This window comes from Pseudomonas sp. S30 (assembly GCF_016518545.1).
GTDB lineage: Bacteria > Pseudomonadota > Gammaproteobacteria > Pseudomonadales > Pseudomonadaceae > Aquipseudomonas.
Genome location: NZ_JACVTO010000006.1, coordinates 117931 through 132851, shown reverse-complemented (window position 1 = coordinate 132851; position 14921 = coordinate 117931). Strand labels below are relative to the sequence as shown.

Genomic DNA, 14921 nt, shown 5'->3' with positions numbered 1-14921 from the left:
GCCGGGCGGTGTGCCTCATCCCGCGCACGCACGGATGCGAATCGCATCGTGTCGCCAGTACTCCAGGTCGCAGTCGATCAGGTGCCCATGCTGATCGCTATTGACCCGGGTGATGTGCAGTCCCGGGCTGCCGGTCGAGACCCGCAGCGCATTGGCCGCCGCCTGGGGTAACGCGGTCGGGACGATCTCGAAACCCACCTGGCCGTAGCGAATGCCATAGTCGCGGGCATACGTTTCGGTCAGCGACTGGCCCAGGTCAAGCTCCAGGATGCCTGGGAAATAGCGGGGATTGAGGTAGTGTTCGGCGTACAGCACCCCTCGCCCATCGATCCGCCGCAACCGACAGATGCGCACCACGCTGGACAGCGCCGGCAGACGCAAGCGCGCGCAGATGACGGCCGAGGCCGGCTGCAACCGGGCAGACAGTAGCTCGGTGGCCGGCGCACGCCCCTGATCCAGGACCATGGCATGGAAATGACTGCGCTCGATCAGGTCGTAGGTCAGGCGCTCGGGGGCGACGAACCAGCCGCGGCGCTCTTCCCGGTAGATCAGGCCCTGGGCCTCCAGTTGCACCAGTGCTTCGCGCAAGGTGATGCGCGTGGTGGCGAAGACCTCGCTGAGCGTGCGTTCGGCCGGCAACTTGCCACCGGGCACCAGCAAACCGTGCTCGATCTGCTCCTGCAAGGCCTGGCAAATGGTCGTGACCGCGCGGGCCGGGGTCGACTGCATCGAAAGTTACCTGTGTGGACTAGTCCAGGCCCTGTCAGGGGGCGCTCGGACACTGCCGACCAGCCTAGGCAGCGCCCATGAACATCCCGTGACACTGCTGGCGCCCGGCGCCGGCCGACCCTCCCAACGCGTGCCAGGCAAGGGCCAACCAGTGGTCTACGCTTGGCTTTCAGGCATTGCTGACCCAGGAAGGGGCTCCCCCCTACATAAAATTGTCACGCGCAAGGCCTACCTTGGCGCAAGGTTTGCTGACCTAGACCACATCGCCTGGCAAGTCCCGAACCCGGCCTTCGGCCGCTCACTCACCACCCGGTTCTCACAACGACCTCAAGGCAACCCACCCAGGAGCTTCGGATGAAAAAGTTCTTCATGGCGTCATTGCTTGGCTCGGCCATCGCCCTGTGCACCACGGCCATGGCCGCCGATACCGACCTCAAGAGCCTGGAAGAGGCGGCGCGCAAGGAGGGCACGGTCAACAGCGTGGGCATGCCCGATGCCTGGGCCAACTGGAAAGGCACCTGGGACGACCTGGCCAGCAAATACGGCCTCAAGCACAGCGATACCGACATGAGTTCGGCCCAGGAAATCGCCAAGTTCGAGGCCGAGAAAGACAACGCCAGCGCCGATATCGGTGACGTGGGTGCAGCCTTCGGCCCCATCGCCGCGAGCAAGGGCGTGACCCAGCCCTACAAGCCCAGCACCTGGGACCAGGTGCCGGAATGGGCAAGGGACAAGGACGGCCACTGGGCCCTGGCCTATACCGGCACCATCGCCTTCATCATCAACAAGGACCTGGTCAAGGAAGACCAGCGACCGAAGACCTGGCACGACCTGGAAAAAGGCACGTACAAGGTGGCCATCGGCGACGTCGGCACTGCGGCCCAGGCGGCCAATGGCGTGCTGGCGGCTGCCATCGCCTACAAGGGCGACGAGTCCAATATCGAACCGGGCCTGCAGCTGTTCACCAAGCTGGCCCAGCAAGGGCGGCTGTCGCTGGCCAACCCGACCATCCAGACACTGGAGAGAGGCGAAGTCGAAGTCGGCGTGGTGTGGGACTTCAACGGCCTGAGCTATCGCGAGCAGATCGATCCCAAGCGCTTCGAGGTCCTGATCCCGCAGGACGGCTCGGTGATTTCCGGCTACACCACCGTGATCAACAAATACGCCAAGCACCCGAACGCCGCCAAGCTGACGCGCGAGTACATCTTCAGCGACGCCGGGCAGATCAACCTGGCGAAGGGTCATGCGCGACCGATTCGTGCCGACCATCTGAAGCTGCCCGATGAGGTGCAGGCCAAGTTGCTGCCCAATGAGCAGTACCGCGCGGCCAAGCCGATCGAAAACGCCGAAGCCTGGGAAAGAACGTCCAAGGCCCTGCCGCAGAAATGGCAGGAGCAGGTCATCATCGAAATGCAGTGAGGCGCGAAGTGCCGGGAACGGCAGGCCTATAGCCGCCGGTGCTATGCCAGCGCGCTCGGTTGCGCCGAGCTGCCGAGCGACACCGGCCTGGCGCAGCGCCGGGCATCGAGTGGATCCGCTCCCGCACGCCACAACCCACTCGCGCAGCGCCTCGGACCGGCTCCGGGCGCAGCTTTCACCTTCGCCTGCGGAGTCGCGAATGAACCACCATGTCATCCTGGTCCTGCTCGACGGCCTCAGTTACCAGGTCGCCGCACACGCCATGGGTCATCTGCAGGCCTACGTCGAGGCCGAACGGGCCGCGCTGTATCGCCTGCGATGCGAGCTGCCTTCGTTGTCCCGGCCTCTGTATGAATGCATCCTCACCGGTGTCGCCCCCATCGACAGCGGCATCGTGCACAATCAGGTCGCCCGCCTGTCGAATCAGCGCAGCGTGTTCCACTACGCCCGTGACGCCGGGCTGAGCAGCGCGGCGGCGGCGTACCACTGGGTCAGCGAACTGTACAACCGCTCGCCGTTCGATCCGCTGCGCGACCGCCATACCGAGGCGCCCGAGCTGCCCATCCAGCACGGGCTGTTCTACTACGCCGACCACTATCCCGACTCGCACCTGCTGGCCGACGCCGAGTTCCTGCGTCGCCGACATGCGCCCGATTTCCTGCTGGTGCATCCGATGAACATCGATGACGCCGGCCATCGTCATGGCCTGGACAGCAGCCAGTATCGCAACGCGGCGCGCAGCGCCGACGTGCTGCTGGCGGACTACCTGCCCCGCTGGCTCGCCGAGGGTCACCAGGTACTCGTCACTGCCGACCATGGCATGAACGACGATCGCTCGCACAATGGCCTGCTTCCAGAAGAGCGCGAGGTTCCATTGTTCGTTTTCGGCGAGGCCTTCAGCCTCGACCCTGGCGCCTCGCCCTTGCAGACCGAGCTGTGCGGCACCCTGTGCGAACTGCTCGGCGCCCCCCACGACAAACCGCTGTGCAGGGAGCTGCTCTCGTGAACACTGCTCATCGTGGTCGCTACCTGGCCCTGCTGTGCCTGCTGCCCTTCGCCGTGTTCTTCGTGATCTTCCAGATCGCGCCGCTGGTCTGGGTGGCCGCGGCCAGCCTGCAAGGCGAGAGTGGCTGGGGCCTGGACAACTTCAGCAAGATCTTCGCCTCGAAATTCTACCTGCAAGCCATCGAACGCAGCCTGCAGATCAGTTTCTGGTCGAGCCTGTTCGGTATCGTCATCGCGACCCTGGGCGCCTACTCCTTGCGCCAGGTCGACTCGCGGCTGCGCGACTTCGTCAGTGCCTTCGCCAACATGACCAGCAACTTCGCCGGCGTGCCCCTGGCCTTCGCCTTCATCATCCTGCTCGGATTCAACGGTGCGCTCACCCTGGCCCTGAAGGAGGTCGGCCTACTGGGCGATTTCAGTATCTATTCCAGTACTGGCCTGATCATCGTCTATACCTACTTCCAGATTCCGCTCGGGGTGCTGCTGCTGTATCCGGCCTTCGACGCCCTGCGTGAAGACTGGCGCGAGTCCGCGGCCCTGCTGGGCGCCAGTCACTGGCAGTTCTGGCGCCACATCGGTCTGCCGGTGCTGACACCGGCGCTGCTGGGCACCTTCGTCATCCTGCTGGCCAATGCGCTCGGCGCCTACGCCACGGTCTACGCCTTGACCACCGGCAACTTCAACGTGCTGCCCATTCGCATCGCGGCCCTGGTGGCCGGCGACATCACCCTCGATCCGCATCTGGGCAGCGCCCTGGCCATGGTGCTGGTGGGGCTCATGACCCTGGTCACGCTGGTCCATCAGTGGTTACTGAAGAGGAGCTACCATGCGCGCTGAATCTCCCTCCGGCGGCTGGTATCACCGCACGGTGGTGTACCTGCTGTTCCTGATCCTGCTGCTGCCGCTGGCCGGCACCCTGCTCTATTCGCTGGCCAGCAGCTGGTCGGCGACCTTGCTGCCCAGCGGGCTGACGCTCAAGTGGTATGCGCAGCTGTGGAGCGAACCGCGCTTCCTGCTCGCCTTCGGCCAGTCGCTGCTGGTCTGCGTCGGCGCGCTGGTGCTGTCGGTGCTGCTGATCCTGCCGCTGCTGTTCGTGGTGCACTACCACTTCCCCCGCCTCGACGGGCTGATGAACATCCTCATCCTGCTGCCCTTCGCGGTGCCACCGGTGGTGTCGTCGGTGGGGCTGCTGCAACTGTACGGCAGCGGGCCGATGGCCATGGTCGGCACGCCCTGGATACTCATCGGCTGCTACTTCACCATCGCGCTGCCGTTCATGTACCGGGCCATCACCAACAACCTTCAGGCCATCAACCTGCGTGACCTGATGGACGCCGCCCAACTGCTGGGCGCCAGCCCGTTGCGTGCGGCCCTGGTGGTGATACTGCCCAACCTGCGCAAGGGGCTGATGGTGGCCTTGCTGCTGTCGTTCTCGTTCCTGTTCGGCGAGTTCGTCTTCGCCAACCTGCTGGTGGGCACCCGTTACGAAACCCTGCAGGTCTATCTGAACAACATGCGCAACAGCAGCGGTCATTTCAACAGCGCCCTGGTGATTTCCTACTTCATCTTCATCCTGGTCGTGACCTGGGTCGCCAACCGCCTGAACAAGGACAAAACCCGATGAGCTTCGTCAGCGTCCAGCAACTGCACAAGCGCTACGCCGGCAGCACGGTATTCGAGAACATCGACTGCAACGTCGAGCGCGGCGAATTCGTCACCCTGCTCGGCCCTTCGGGGTGCGGCAAGTCCACCCTGCTGCGGTGCATCGCCGGCCTTACGCCCGTCGATGGCGGTCGAATCCTGCTCGACGGCCAGGACATCGTGCCGCTCAGCCCGCAGAAGCGCGGCATCGGCATGGTGTTCCAAAGCTACGCGCTGTTCCCCAACATGACCGTCGAACAGAATGTCGCGTTCGGCCTGCGCATGCAGAAGGTCCAGGCCGACGAGCGCCAGGCGCGCGTACGCGAGGTGCTGGAGCTCGTGGAGCTCAGCCAGTTCACCGGGCGCTATCCGCAGCAGTTGTCCGGCGGTCAGTGTCAACGGGTGGCGCTGGCCCGCTCGCTGGTCACCCGGCCGCGCCTGCTGCTGCTCGATGAACCCCTGTCGGCCCTCGATGCGCGCATCCGCAAGCATCTGCGCGAACAGATTCGCGCGATCCAGCGTGAGCTCGGCCTGACCACCCTGTTCGTCACCCACGACCAGGAGGAAGCCCTGACGTTGTCGGACCGCATCGTCCTGATGAACCAGGGGCGCATCGTCCAGAGCGGCGACGCCGAGACCCTCTATACCGCCCCCGTGGACCTGTTCGCCGCCGGTTTCATCGGCAACTACAACCTGCTCGACGCCGACAGCGCCAGCCGTCTGCTGCAACGGCCGATAGGCGCTCGCCTGGCCATTCGCCCGGAATCCATCGGCCTGAGCCTGGAAGGCGAACTGGACGGCTGCATTCGCAGTCACAGTCTGCTGGGCAACGTCATACGGTATCGTGTGCAGGCGCGCGGCGTGGAAGTGGTGGTGGATGTGCTCAATCGCTCATCCGCCGACCTGTACGCCGACGGACAGCGGGTATCGCTGTCGATTGACCCCGCCGCACTGCGGGAAGTGGCTTAAGGAGATTCAGGCAATGGCATTGGCGATTTTCGATCTGGACGACACCCTGATCGACGGTGACTGCGCGTCGCTGTGGAGCGAACAGATGGCCCGGCTGGGCTGGGTCGACGGCCAGGAGTTCCTGCGCCGTGACCATGAGTTGATGCAAGCCTACGGCAGGGGCGATCTGCAGATGGAGGACTACATGGCTTTCAGCCTGGAGCCCATCGCCGGGCGAACGCTGGAGGAAGTCGAGCATCTGGTCGAACCCTGGGTCGAGGACGTGATCGAGCCGATCATCCATGGCGACGCCTGTCGCTGCATCGCCGAGCACCGCAAGCGCGGCGACCGAGTGCTGATCATCTCCGCATCGGGTACTCATCTGGTCGGCCCCATCGCCGCGCGACTGGGCGTGGAGGAGTACCTGGCCATCGACCTGGAGGCGGTCAACGGCGTGTACACCGGGCGCACACACGGCGTGCTGACTTACCGCGAAGGCAAGATCACCCGTCTGCTGGAGTGGCTCGACCAGGAGCAGGAAAACCTCGAAGGCGCCAGCTTCTACTCCGATTCGCGCAACGACCTGCCCTTACTCTCCAAGGTCGACCATCCCTGCGCGGTGAATCCGGACGCTGCGCTGCGCGAACATGCCCAGCGCCATGGCTGGCCCATTCTGAACTGGTCGTGAAAGCCGTGGGGGCACATGCGCCCCCGAAGCGTTCAGACAAGGGTGGGGTCGATGACCATCACCAGCTTGCCCGACACCTGATTGCCCTCCAGCGCCTGGTACGCCGCCTCGGCGAACTCGACCGGATAGGTGTCGACCAGTTGCGGCGACAGACGGCCTTCGCTGAACAGTGGCCAGACCTGCTGGCGAAGGTCGCGCAACAGTTCGCCCTTGAAGGCGTCATCGCGGTTGCGCAGGGTCGAGCCGGTGATTTGCAGGCGCTTGCCCAGCACTTGTGCAAGGTCCAGTTCGACCTGCCGGCCGCCCATCAGGCCGATGATCACCCAGCGTCCGTCCCTGGCCAGCACCTTGAGGTTGAGCGCGCCATAGCTGGCGCCGACCGGATCGAGCACCACGTCGAACGGCCCGAGCGCCTCGAGCTGCTCGAGGTTCTGGTTGCGCACCACACCTCCCGCCGCGCCCAGCGCCAGGCAGTAGTCCAGTCGCTCCTGGGAGCCGACGCTGACCCACACCGAATTGCCGAAGGCCTTGCACAGCTGGATGGCCGCCGAACCCACGCCACTGGCACCGGCGTGCACCAGCACCTTTTCCCCGGCCTTCACCGCGCCGAGCTGGAAGATGTTCAGCCACGCGGTGGCGTACACCTCGGGAGTGGCGGCCGCCTCGTGCAGACTCAGCCCCTCGGGCACGGGCAGCACATGGCGGGCATCGACCACCACCTGCTCGGCCATGGCACCACTGGCCAGCAATGCGCAGACGCGATCGCCCACCCGCCAGTCGGCGCCCGCACCGGCACCCACTTCCTCGATCACGCCCGCGCACTCCAGCCCCATGTACGGGCTGGCGCCAGGGGGCGGCGGGTAGTGGCCGGCCTTCTGCAGTACGTCGGCGCGGTTCAATCCCGCCGCCGCGACACGAATGCGAACCTGCCCCGCATCACACACGGGACGCTGCGCCTGGACCCAGGCTACATGCCCGTCAACGCCTTGCAATGCCTTCACAGTGCCTCCATAGTTGAGTCATGACTGAACCCGGGATCATCACGTCCCGGGTTTTTTGCAGTATCGAACCGGTTTCATGGAACCGGCGAAAGGAAAAGACGGCCTACTATGCGTGATCAATTGCCCCCACGTCGAATCAGCATGAAGCATTTCCTCCCCAGCAGCGCACTCGCCCTCGTCATCGGTCTGGGCAGCCTCACGCTCGGTGGCAATGCGGCCGCCGCCAACAAATGGGACAGCTTGCAGCCGGACCGTGACGAAGTCGTCGCCAGCCTCAATGTGGTCGAGTTGCTCAAGCGCCATCATTACAGCAAGCCACCGCTGGACGATGCCCGTTCGGTGATCATCTACGACAGCTACCTCAAGCTGCTCGATCCGTCGCGCAGCTATTTCATGGCCAGCGACATCGCCGAGTTCGACAAATGGAAGACGCAGTTCGACGACTTCCTCAAGAACGGCAACCTCGATCCTGGCTTCACCATCTACAAGCGCTACCTCGATCGGGTCAAATCTCGCCTGGACTACGCCCTGGCGATGCTCGACAAGGGCGTCGACAAGATCGATTTCACCGTCAAGGGAGACCTGCTGGTCGACCGCAAGGACGCGCCATGGCCCAAGTCCGAGGCCGAACTCGACGACCTGTGGCGCAAGCGCGTGAAGGATGAGGTGCTGCGCCAGAAGCTGGCCGGCAAGGATCCGAAGCAGATCCAGGAAACCCTGATCAAGCGCTACAAGAACCAGCTGGCGCGCCTGGACCAGACCCGTGCCGAAGACATCTTCCAGGCCTACATCAACACCTTTGCCCAGTCCTACGACCCGCACACCAATTACCTGTCGCCGGACAGTGCCGAGAACTTCGACATCAACATGAGCCTGTCGCTCGAAGGCATCGGCGCCGTGCTGCAAAGTGACAACGACCAGGTCAAGATCGTGCGCCTGGTGCCGGCCGGCCCTGCCGCCAAGACCAAGCAGGTCGCCCCTGCCGACAAGATCATCGGCGTGGCCCAGGGCAACAAGGAAATGGTCGACGTGGTCGGCTGGCGGCTGGACGAAGTGGTCAAGCTGATCCGTGGGCCGAAAGGTTCGGTGGTGCGCCTCGAGATCATTCCGGCGAGCAATGCGCCAAACGATCAGAGCACCAAGATCGTGTCCATCACCCGCGAGGCGGTCAAGCTCGAAGAGCAGGCCGCGAAGAAATCGGTGCTCAAGCTCAAGCAGGATGGCCGCGACTACAAGCTGGGCATCATCGAGATCCCGGCGTTCTACCTGGACTTCAAGGCTTACCGTGCCGGCGACCCGAACTACAAGAGCACCACGCGTGACGTCAAGAAGCTGCTCACCGAGCTGCAGAAGGAGAAGGTCGACGGCGTGGTCATCGACCTGCGCAACAACGGTGGCGGTTCGCTGCAGGAAGCCACCGAGCTGACCAGCCTGTTCATCGAAAAAGGCCCGACGGTGCTCGTGCGCAACAGCGACGGCCGCGTCGACGTACTCGAAGACGAGAACCCCGGTGCCTTCTACAAAGGCCCGCTGGCCTTGCTGGTCAACCGCCTCTCGGCCTCGGCCTCGGAGATCTTCGCCGGTGCCATGCAGGACTATCACCGCGCACTGATCATCGGTGGCCAGACCTTCGGCAAGGGCACCGTGCAGACCATCCAACCGCTGAACCATGGTGAACTCAAGCTCACCCTGGCCAAGTTCTACCGGGTGTCCGGGCAGAGCACGCAGCATCAGGGTGTACTGCCGGACATCGACTATCCATCGATCATCGACACCAAGGAAATCGGCGAGAGCGCGCTGCCTGAGGCGATGCCATGGGACACCATCCGTCCCGTGGTCAAGCCGGCTGCGGACCCGTTCAAGCCGTTCCTGGCCCAGCTCAAGGCCCAGCATGATGCACGCAGTGCCAAGGATGCCGAGTTCACCTATATCCGCGATCGTCTGGCGTTGACCCAGCAGTTGATGAACGAGAAGACCGTCAGCCTCAACGAGCAGGACCGCCGTGCCCAGCATGACGCCATCGAGGCCAAGCAACTGGCGCTGGAGAACACCCGGCGCAAGGCCAAGGGCGAGGAACCGCTCAAGGAACTGAAGAAGGTGGACGAGGACGCCCTGCCCGAGGACAAGGACGACGCCAAGCCTGAAGACGACGCTTACCTGGCCGAGACCGGTCGAATCCTGCTGGACTACCTGCGCCTGAGCGCACAAGTGGCGAAGAAATGATCGACTGAAGAAATGATGGCAGATTGACTTGATCTGTCATCAAACAGTCATCGCACTGTCGTGAAATGACGGGGCCGGACGCCTGGGACGTCCGGCCCTTTCATTTTCAGGAAGCCGCCATGACCGTCACCGAACAGCTCAGTGCCTTGAGTGCCATCCTGGCTCAACGCAGTATCCACAGCCTGTTCCAGCCGATCATCTGCCTTTCCGAACGACGTGTCCTGGGTTATGAAGCCCTCAGCCGCGGCCCCTCGAACAGTCCGCTGCACTCGCCCTTGAACCTGTTCGCCATTGCCCGCCAGGCGGGCCGCCTGAGCGAGCTAGAGGTGCTGTGCCGAGCCACTGCCTGCCGCCGTTTTCGCGAATTGGACCTGGAAGGGAAGCTCTTTCTCAACGTCTCGCCCGAGTCGCTGCTCGAACCCGACCACCCTTCCGGTCGTACCCTGGAGATGCTCGAACAGGTGGGCCTCAAGCCCAGCCAGGTGGTGATCGAGCTGACCGAACAGACGCCCACGGAAGATTTCCAGCTGCTGTTCAACGCCTTGCATCACTATCGGGACATGGGCTTTTCCATAGCCCTGGATGATCTGGGTGCGGGGTATTCGAGCCTGCGCCTGTGGTCGGAGCTGCGTCCTGACTACGTCAAGATCGATCGCCACTTCATCGATGGCATTCACCAGGACCCGCTCAAGCGCGAGTTCGTCGGCTCCATCCTACAGATCGCCCGCGCGTCACGGGCGCAGGTGATCGCCGAAGGCATCGAGCTGGCCGAAGAACTGACGGTGCTGGCGGAGATGGGTGTCGATCTGCTGCAAGGCTATCTGCTTGGCCGGCCGCAGGAATATCCGCCGAGGGATGCGTTGAGTCTGCTGCCCGCGCAACGCAGCCAGGCGCTGGCCAGCAGCGAGGAGAGTACCGACCTGGCTACGCTGCTGATCGCCCAATCCGCAGTGGCCCTCGATACACCGACCCAGCAGGTGCTGGAAGCCTTTCGCCGCCAGGCCAATCTCAACTCGCTGGCCGTGCTCGATGCTCAGGGGCAGCCGCGGGGCATCGTGCACCGTCATTCGCTGGCCGATGCCTTGCTCAAGCCCTATGGTACCGACCTGTTCGCACGCAAGCCCATCAGCCGCCTGATGAGCGATGACTTCCTCGCGGTGGAACGCAACCAGTCCTTGCAGCAGGTCAGCCGACTGCTCACCAGCCGCGCGCGTCAGCGTATCGAGGAAGACTTCATCATCACCCACGGCGGGCGTTATCAAGGCCTGGGGCGAGTGATCGATGTGCTCAAGCTGATCACCGAGCAGAAGATCCAGCAGGCGCGCTACGCCAATCCGCTGACCCTGCTGCCGGGCAACGTACCGATCCATCAGTGCCTTGCGCGGCTGCTGGAGCAACGCCGTGCAGCGGCGGTGTGCTATGTGGACATCGACAGCTTCAAGCCCTTCAACGACATCTATGGCTATGCGCGTGGCGATGAAGTCCTGCTGTGCCTGGCGCAATGCCTGAACGACTGCGTCGACCCCCATCAGGATTTCGTTGGCCACATCGGGGGAGACGACTTCATGCTGGTGCTCGGCACGCCAGAGTGGCAGTTACGCCTGGAGCAACTGATCGAACGCTTTCTGGGAGAGTGCAGGCGCTTCTATCGCGATGAGCATCTGCAGGCGGGATGCTTCGTGGCCCATAACCGCCAGGGGCAGCGAGAAACCTTCGCATTGCTGTCGCTATCGATCGGCGTGGTATGGCTGAGGCCCGAGCGTTGCGATGAACTGGACGCGGCGCAGCTTGCCGAGCTGGCCTCGCAAGCCAAGCGCCAGGCCAAGGAAACGTCGGGGCCGAGCCTGAGCCTGATCGATACCGAGAAGCTGCAGGCTCACTCCTGCGCGACAACGGTCTCGGCCGGGTAGCTGAACTCGAACACCCGCACCACTTCGGCGGCATGCCAGGATGCCGCCTCCATGCCATCCACCGGGCCGCAGAAACGGCCCAGTCGCTCGACACACTCGAAGAAGCCGGTCCGCGGCAGGCGGCTGGCCCCCTGGCTGATCACCAGCGAGCTTCTGAGCGGCTGCTCGGCCCGCGCGTCCAGCAGCGCCAGGTACTCCAGGGCGGCCGTGAGGGTCTGCATGGCCGGAGTGGGCAATTGCAGGCGCTCGAGCAGCGCCCGGTAGGTTAGCAGGTGCCGCTGGCGCCTGGCCAGATCGAGCTCGGCCAGCAGGCTCTGCCACTGCTGGCGGCTGATCCTGACCTGACTCATGCCGGCTCGCTCCAACCGGCTATGCCCAGGTGCCAGGCCAGGCTGCGCCGAATGGCGGCATCCGGCACGCGCTCGCCCGCCTCGATCGTGGCCAGGTAGGACGGGCTGATGCCGACGCTGCGGGCCAGCTGTTCAGCAGCCAGGCCCTTGGCGTCGCGCAACTGGGCCAGCTCGCGCAGCTCTGGCAGAGATGCGCTGGCGGTCGCGGTAGCCGGCGCCTCAGCGGATTCGGCCGGCGCTGGCGCAACGACCTGCCCGGCCGCTTCGAGCAGGGCCTGGTACTCGCTCCAGGGAATGACCGCATATTCGGCCCGACCGTCACGACTGATGACCTGCACACCCATACGACCCCCTACTGCAGTGACTGGACGGCATGATGACGATGCCAATCCGTCAATTATATGACCGACAGCAGGTCCGTGTGTACAACACCTCGATTTCAGCGACGGGGCCGTTCGAGGCGCAGCGCTTCGACCGTGTCAGGCAAGCGCTCGACCACGCGCAGGCGTTCGGGCGCCTGGCTGTCACGCCAGGCCTTGAAACGCGCCAGCTCATCGCCGACGGTCTTGATCACCCAACCCAGCACGGCGATGTCGTCGAGAAAGCCCACGCCGACGATCCAGTCGGGGATGGCATCCAGCGGGCTGACGAAATACAGCAAGCCCGCCACGATGGTCACCAGCGCTTTCTTGCTGACGGCGCGGTATTCGCCTCGCCACCACGCCAGGCACAGGCCCTGCATCAGGCGCAGGTCATCGCGCAGCTTGCCCAGCTTGGGCCCCTTGCGCGCCACCGCGAACAGCAGCGCAGGTAAACGTCCGCGGCTGAGCAGGCGCTCGGCCAATGGCAGGAAACGGGCGAAACTCCAGGGTGCACTCATGGAACCTCCAGTGATCGGCACAAGGTTATCCACATTATTTGTGGATAACCTTGTGAACAGGGGGCCGTTAAGCGGGACCGCAGCCCCGCAGGACAAGGTTCCCACTCGGATCGGGCGTTTTTTACACAACTGTTTCAACGAGCGACGGCCTGACGCTTGCCTGAGCCTCTACGTCTGACCCTCACGCAGGCGCAGTGTTCTACTCGGCCCCAGAAACGCAAACGCCCCGTATAGACGGGGCGTTACGATCAGCCTTTACCCGATTACTGGGCAGGCGCTTCGGCAGGGGCGGCCGGCTCGGCGTCGAGCTTGCTCGGATCCTTGATGCCCAGCAGTTCGAGTTTGAACACCAGCACCGAGTTGGCTGGAATCAACGGGCTCGGGCTCTGGGCGCCATAGGCCAGGTCGGCCGGGATGTACAGCTTGTACTCCTCGCCCACATGCATCAGCTGCAGGCCTTCGACCCAACCCGGGATCACGCCGCTGACCGGCAGGTCGATAGGGCTGCCGCGCTCGATGGAGCTGTCGAAGACCGTGCCGTCGATGAGCTTGCCTTCGTAGTGGACGGTGACCACATCGGTCGGCTTGGGCTGAGGACCGTCGGCTTTCTTGATCACTTCGTACTGCAGGCCCGAGGCGGTGGTGACCACGCCTGGCTTCTTGGCGTTGTCCTCGAGGAACTTCTTGCCCTTGGCGACCGCTTCCTCGCTGGCCTTGGCCAGGCGCTCCTCGGCGCGTTTCTGCAGGGCGGTGAAGGCCTCGACCAGCTCCTGGTCCTTCAGACGTGGGTCTTTCTTGCCGACGGCATCTTCGATGCCCAGGGCCACCGCTTTGGAGTCCAGGTCGTCCATGCCTTCCTGCGCCAGGCTCTTGCCCATGTTCAGGCCGATGCCGTAGGAGGCCTTCTGGGCCGGAGTCTTCAGCTCGACGCTGCTGGTCTGAGCGTCGCAACCGGCGAGGACCAGGCCGACCAGGGCAACCGCAGCCGCCAAACGATGCTGTTTCATGCTATTTCCTTGTTCATGCGCCATGAGGGCACTGGGGTAAGGCCGCGAGCTTATCAGGCGGCCATGACCGATGGCTACCGGCATAGGAGCCGGTTTGTAGCGGGAAGTTCCTGGATGTCAGGACGTTCATAAAGGGGCCGACCTGCTCGTCAGAGGGGGCACCCTGGTGATCGGTCAGGGATAGTGGCCATCGCGGTACTCACCCGCCACTTCGCGCAACACCTGACACAGCGCTTGGGCCAGTGGACCTTGCGCCATGGCCGCATTTCGACAGATACCGACCGACCCGCCCGGCTCACGCAGTCCCAGGTCGAGGGTCACCAGTTCACCGCTGCGCAGGTCGATCAGCACGGCATCGCGGGGCGCCACCCAGAGCGCGTCGCTGCCCAGCACATAGCGTCGGCTCAAGGCCAGCGACAGGGTCTCCAGCCGCTGCGCGGGCATGTCGATGGCGCACTGCACGAACAGGCTGTCGGCGTGCTGGCGAATGGTCGTGCCCGACGGCGGCAGCACCAGCGGGTAGCCGCCCAGCCCTGCCCTGTCCAGCGGCTGGCGCCCCAGCAGCGGGTGACCGGCACGCACCACCAGGCTCATCGACTCGCTGTACAGGTGCTCGAAGGAAAGCCCCTGGATCTGCGGGCTGTCGGTCATGCGGCCGATCACCAGCTCCAGCTCGCCCAGGTGCAACTGGCCCAGCAACTGCGCGCCGGGGCCGGTGATCACCTCGACCACCAGACCCTGGTGCCGCTGATGCAGGCGGCACAGAACCTCCGGCATCAGCAGGCCCTCGACCGTGGACAGCACGCCGATGCGCAACCGCGCAGGCGCCCGTGCTTCGCCCCGCACGCTGCCGATGCCCTCGCGAAGAGCCTGTACGCTGGGCCCGGCATGGCGCATGAAGCGAGCGCCCGCAGCCGTCAGCTCTACGCCCTGGCGGGTCCGCTCGAACAGGCGCGCTTCGAGCAGGTCTTCCAGCTCCTTGAGGGTCTTGGAGGTGGCCGGCTGACTGATCGCCAGGACATCGGCGGCCCTGGCCAGACTGCCCTGGCGAGCGATCTCGAGAAAGCACAGCAGGTGACGGTACTTGATGCGGGTATCGAGGTTCATGTGCGGCAGTTTA

General features: G+C 64.3%; 15 protein-coding genes. 8 read left to right on the top strand and 7 right to left on the bottom strand.

Annotation, left to right across the window (positions count from 1 at the left end; translation table 11 throughout):
- Positions 1-15: 15 nt before the first annotated feature.
- Complete coding sequence (locus tag IAE34_RS09155) at positions 16-729, bottom strand: UTRA domain-containing protein (protein WP_200138558.1); 714 nt, start codon at positions 727-729, stop codon at positions 16-18.
- A gap of 354 nt (positions 730-1083) precedes the next feature.
- On the opposite strand from IAE34_RS09155, the gene IAE34_RS09150 reads away from it, so the two are divergent.
- The 6 genes from IAE34_RS09150 (at position 1084) to IAE34_RS09125 (ending at position 6430) form a co-directional block, all read left to right on the top strand.
- Positions 1084-2148, top strand: coding sequence for an ABC transporter substrate-binding protein (locus tag IAE34_RS09150; protein WP_200138557.1), 1065 nt, complete (start codon positions 1084-1086; stop codon positions 2146-2148).
- 199 nt (positions 2149-2347) lie between these two features.
- Positions 2348-3154: an alkaline phosphatase family protein gene (locus IAE34_RS09145; RefSeq protein ID WP_200138556.1), complete on the top strand. Its 807-nt coding sequence runs from the start codon at positions 2348-2350 to the stop codon at positions 3152-3154.
- Positions 3151-3990 carry an ABC transporter permease gene (locus tag IAE34_RS09140; RefSeq protein ID WP_200138555.1) on the top strand — a complete coding sequence of 280 codons (840 nt, stop codon included), beginning with the start codon at positions 3151-3153 and terminating at the stop codon, positions 3988-3990. Before IAE34_RS09145 ends, IAE34_RS09140 begins: the two co-directional genes overlap by 4 nt.
- A complete protein-coding gene (locus IAE34_RS09135; RefSeq protein WP_200138554.1) occupies positions 3980-4777 on the top strand; it encodes an ABC transporter permease in 798 nt (265 codons plus the stop codon). Before IAE34_RS09140 ends, IAE34_RS09135 begins: the two co-directional genes overlap by 11 nt.
- A complete protein-coding gene (locus tag IAE34_RS09130; RefSeq protein WP_200138553.1) occupies positions 4774-5763 on the top strand; it encodes an ABC transporter ATP-binding protein in 990 nt (329 codons plus the stop codon). The genes IAE34_RS09135 and IAE34_RS09130 overlap by 4 nt, the downstream gene beginning before the upstream one ends.
- A gap of 13 nt (positions 5764-5776) precedes the next feature.
- Positions 5777-6430: an HAD family hydrolase gene (locus IAE34_RS09125; protein WP_200138552.1), complete on the top strand. Its 654-nt coding sequence runs from the start codon at positions 5777-5779 to the stop codon at positions 6428-6430.
- A gap of 32 nt (positions 6431-6462) precedes the next feature.
- Here IAE34_RS09125 and IAE34_RS09120 read toward each other — a convergent pair whose 3' ends face one another.
- The gene (locus IAE34_RS09120) at positions 6463-7431 is read right to left on the bottom strand and encodes an NAD(P)H-quinone oxidoreductase (protein ID WP_200138551.1); all 969 of its coding nucleotides are present in this window, start codon (positions 7429-7431) and stop codon (positions 6463-6465) included.
- A 141-nt stretch (positions 7432-7572) separates the two neighbouring features.
- Between IAE34_RS09120 and IAE34_RS09115 the strand changes: the two genes are divergently transcribed.
- Both IAE34_RS09115 and IAE34_RS09110 read left to right on the top strand, forming a co-directional pair.
- A complete protein-coding gene (locus IAE34_RS09115; protein ID WP_200138550.1) occupies positions 7573-9654 on the top strand; it encodes a carboxy terminal-processing peptidase in 2082 nt (693 codons plus the stop codon).
- Between the two features lie 119 nt (positions 9655-9773).
- Complete coding sequence (locus IAE34_RS09110) at positions 9774-11564, top strand: bifunctional diguanylate cyclase/phosphodiesterase (RefSeq protein ID WP_200138549.1); 1791 nt, start codon at positions 9774-9776, stop codon at positions 11562-11564.
- Here IAE34_RS09110 and IAE34_RS09105 read toward each other — a convergent pair.
- From IAE34_RS09105 to pcaQ, 5 genes are all read right to left on the bottom strand, one after another.
- Positions 11531-11914: a hypothetical protein gene (locus IAE34_RS09105; protein ID WP_200138548.1), complete on the bottom strand. Its 384-nt coding sequence runs from the start codon at positions 11912-11914 to the stop codon at positions 11531-11533. The two genes, IAE34_RS09110 and IAE34_RS09105, sit on opposite strands and share 34 nt — an antisense overlap.
- A complete protein-coding gene (locus IAE34_RS09100; protein WP_200138547.1) occupies positions 11911-12258 on the bottom strand; it encodes a helix-turn-helix domain-containing protein in 348 nt (115 codons plus the stop codon). The genes IAE34_RS09105 and IAE34_RS09100 overlap by 4 nt, the downstream gene beginning before the upstream one ends.
- A 95-nt stretch (positions 12259-12353) precedes the next feature.
- The gene (locus IAE34_RS09095; RefSeq protein ID WP_200138546.1) at positions 12354-12794 is read right to left on the bottom strand and encodes a YkvA family protein; all 441 of its coding nucleotides are present in this window, start codon (positions 12792-12794) and stop codon (positions 12354-12356) included.
- Positions 12795-13057: 263 nt separating this feature from the next.
- Positions 13058-13801 (bottom strand): FKBP-type peptidyl-prolyl cis-trans isomerase, encoded by a 744-nt coding sequence (locus IAE34_RS09090; protein WP_200138545.1) that lies wholly within the window; start codon positions 13799-13801, stop codon positions 13058-13060.
- Between the two features lie 174 nt (positions 13802-13975).
- Positions 13976-14908, bottom strand: coding sequence for a pca operon transcription factor PcaQ (pcaQ, locus tag IAE34_RS09085; RefSeq protein WP_200138544.1), 933 nt, complete (start codon positions 14906-14908; stop codon positions 13976-13978).
- Positions 14909-14921 lie beyond the last annotated feature (13 nt).

Bases quoted from the DNA above. Each gene is read 5' to 3' on its own strand.
- IAE34_RS09155 (WP_200138558.1), bottom strand. From the start codon at position 729: ATGCAGTCGACCCCGGCCCGCGCGGTCACGACCATTTGCCAGGCCTTG.
- IAE34_RS09150 (WP_200138557.1), top strand. From the start codon at position 1,084: ATGAAAAAGTTCTTCATGGCGTCATTGCTTGGCTCGGCCATCGCCCTG.
- IAE34_RS09145 (WP_200138556.1), top strand. From the start codon at position 2,348: ATGAACCACCATGTCATCCTGGTCCTGCTCGACGGCCTCAGTTACCAG.
- IAE34_RS09135 (WP_200138554.1), top strand. From the start codon at position 3,980: ATGCGCGCTGAATCTCCCTCCGGCGGCTGGTATCACCGCACGGTGGTG.
- IAE34_RS09130 (WP_200138553.1), top strand. From the start codon at position 4,774: ATGAGCTTCGTCAGCGTCCAGCAACTGCACAAGCGCTACGCCGGCAGC.
- IAE34_RS09125 (WP_200138552.1), top strand. From the start codon at position 5,777: ATGGCATTGGCGATTTTCGATCTGGACGACACCCTGATCGACGGTGAC.
- IAE34_RS09115 (WP_200138550.1), top strand. From the start codon at position 7,573: ATGAAGCATTTCCTCCCCAGCAGCGCACTCGCCCTCGTCATCGGTCTG.
- IAE34_RS09110 (WP_200138549.1), top strand. From the start codon at position 9,774: ATGACCGTCACCGAACAGCTCAGTGCCTTGAGTGCCATCCTGGCTCAA.
- IAE34_RS09105 (WP_200138548.1), bottom strand. From the start codon at position 11,914: ATGAGTCAGGTCAGGATCAGCCGCCAGCAGTGGCAGAGCCTGCTGGCC.
- IAE34_RS09100 (WP_200138547.1), bottom strand. From the start codon at position 12,258: ATGGGTGTGCAGGTCATCAGTCGTGACGGTCGGGCCGAATATGCGGTC.
- IAE34_RS09095 (WP_200138546.1), bottom strand. From the start codon at position 12,794: ATGAGTGCACCCTGGAGTTTCGCCCGTTTCCTGCCATTGGCCGAGCGC.
- IAE34_RS09090 (WP_200138545.1), bottom strand. From the start codon at position 13,801: ATGAAACAGCATCGTTTGGCGGCTGCGGTTGCCCTGGTCGGCCTGGTC.
- pcaQ (WP_200138544.1), bottom strand. From the start codon at position 14,908: ATGAACCTCGATACCCGCATCAAGTACCGTCACCTGCTGTGCTTTCTC.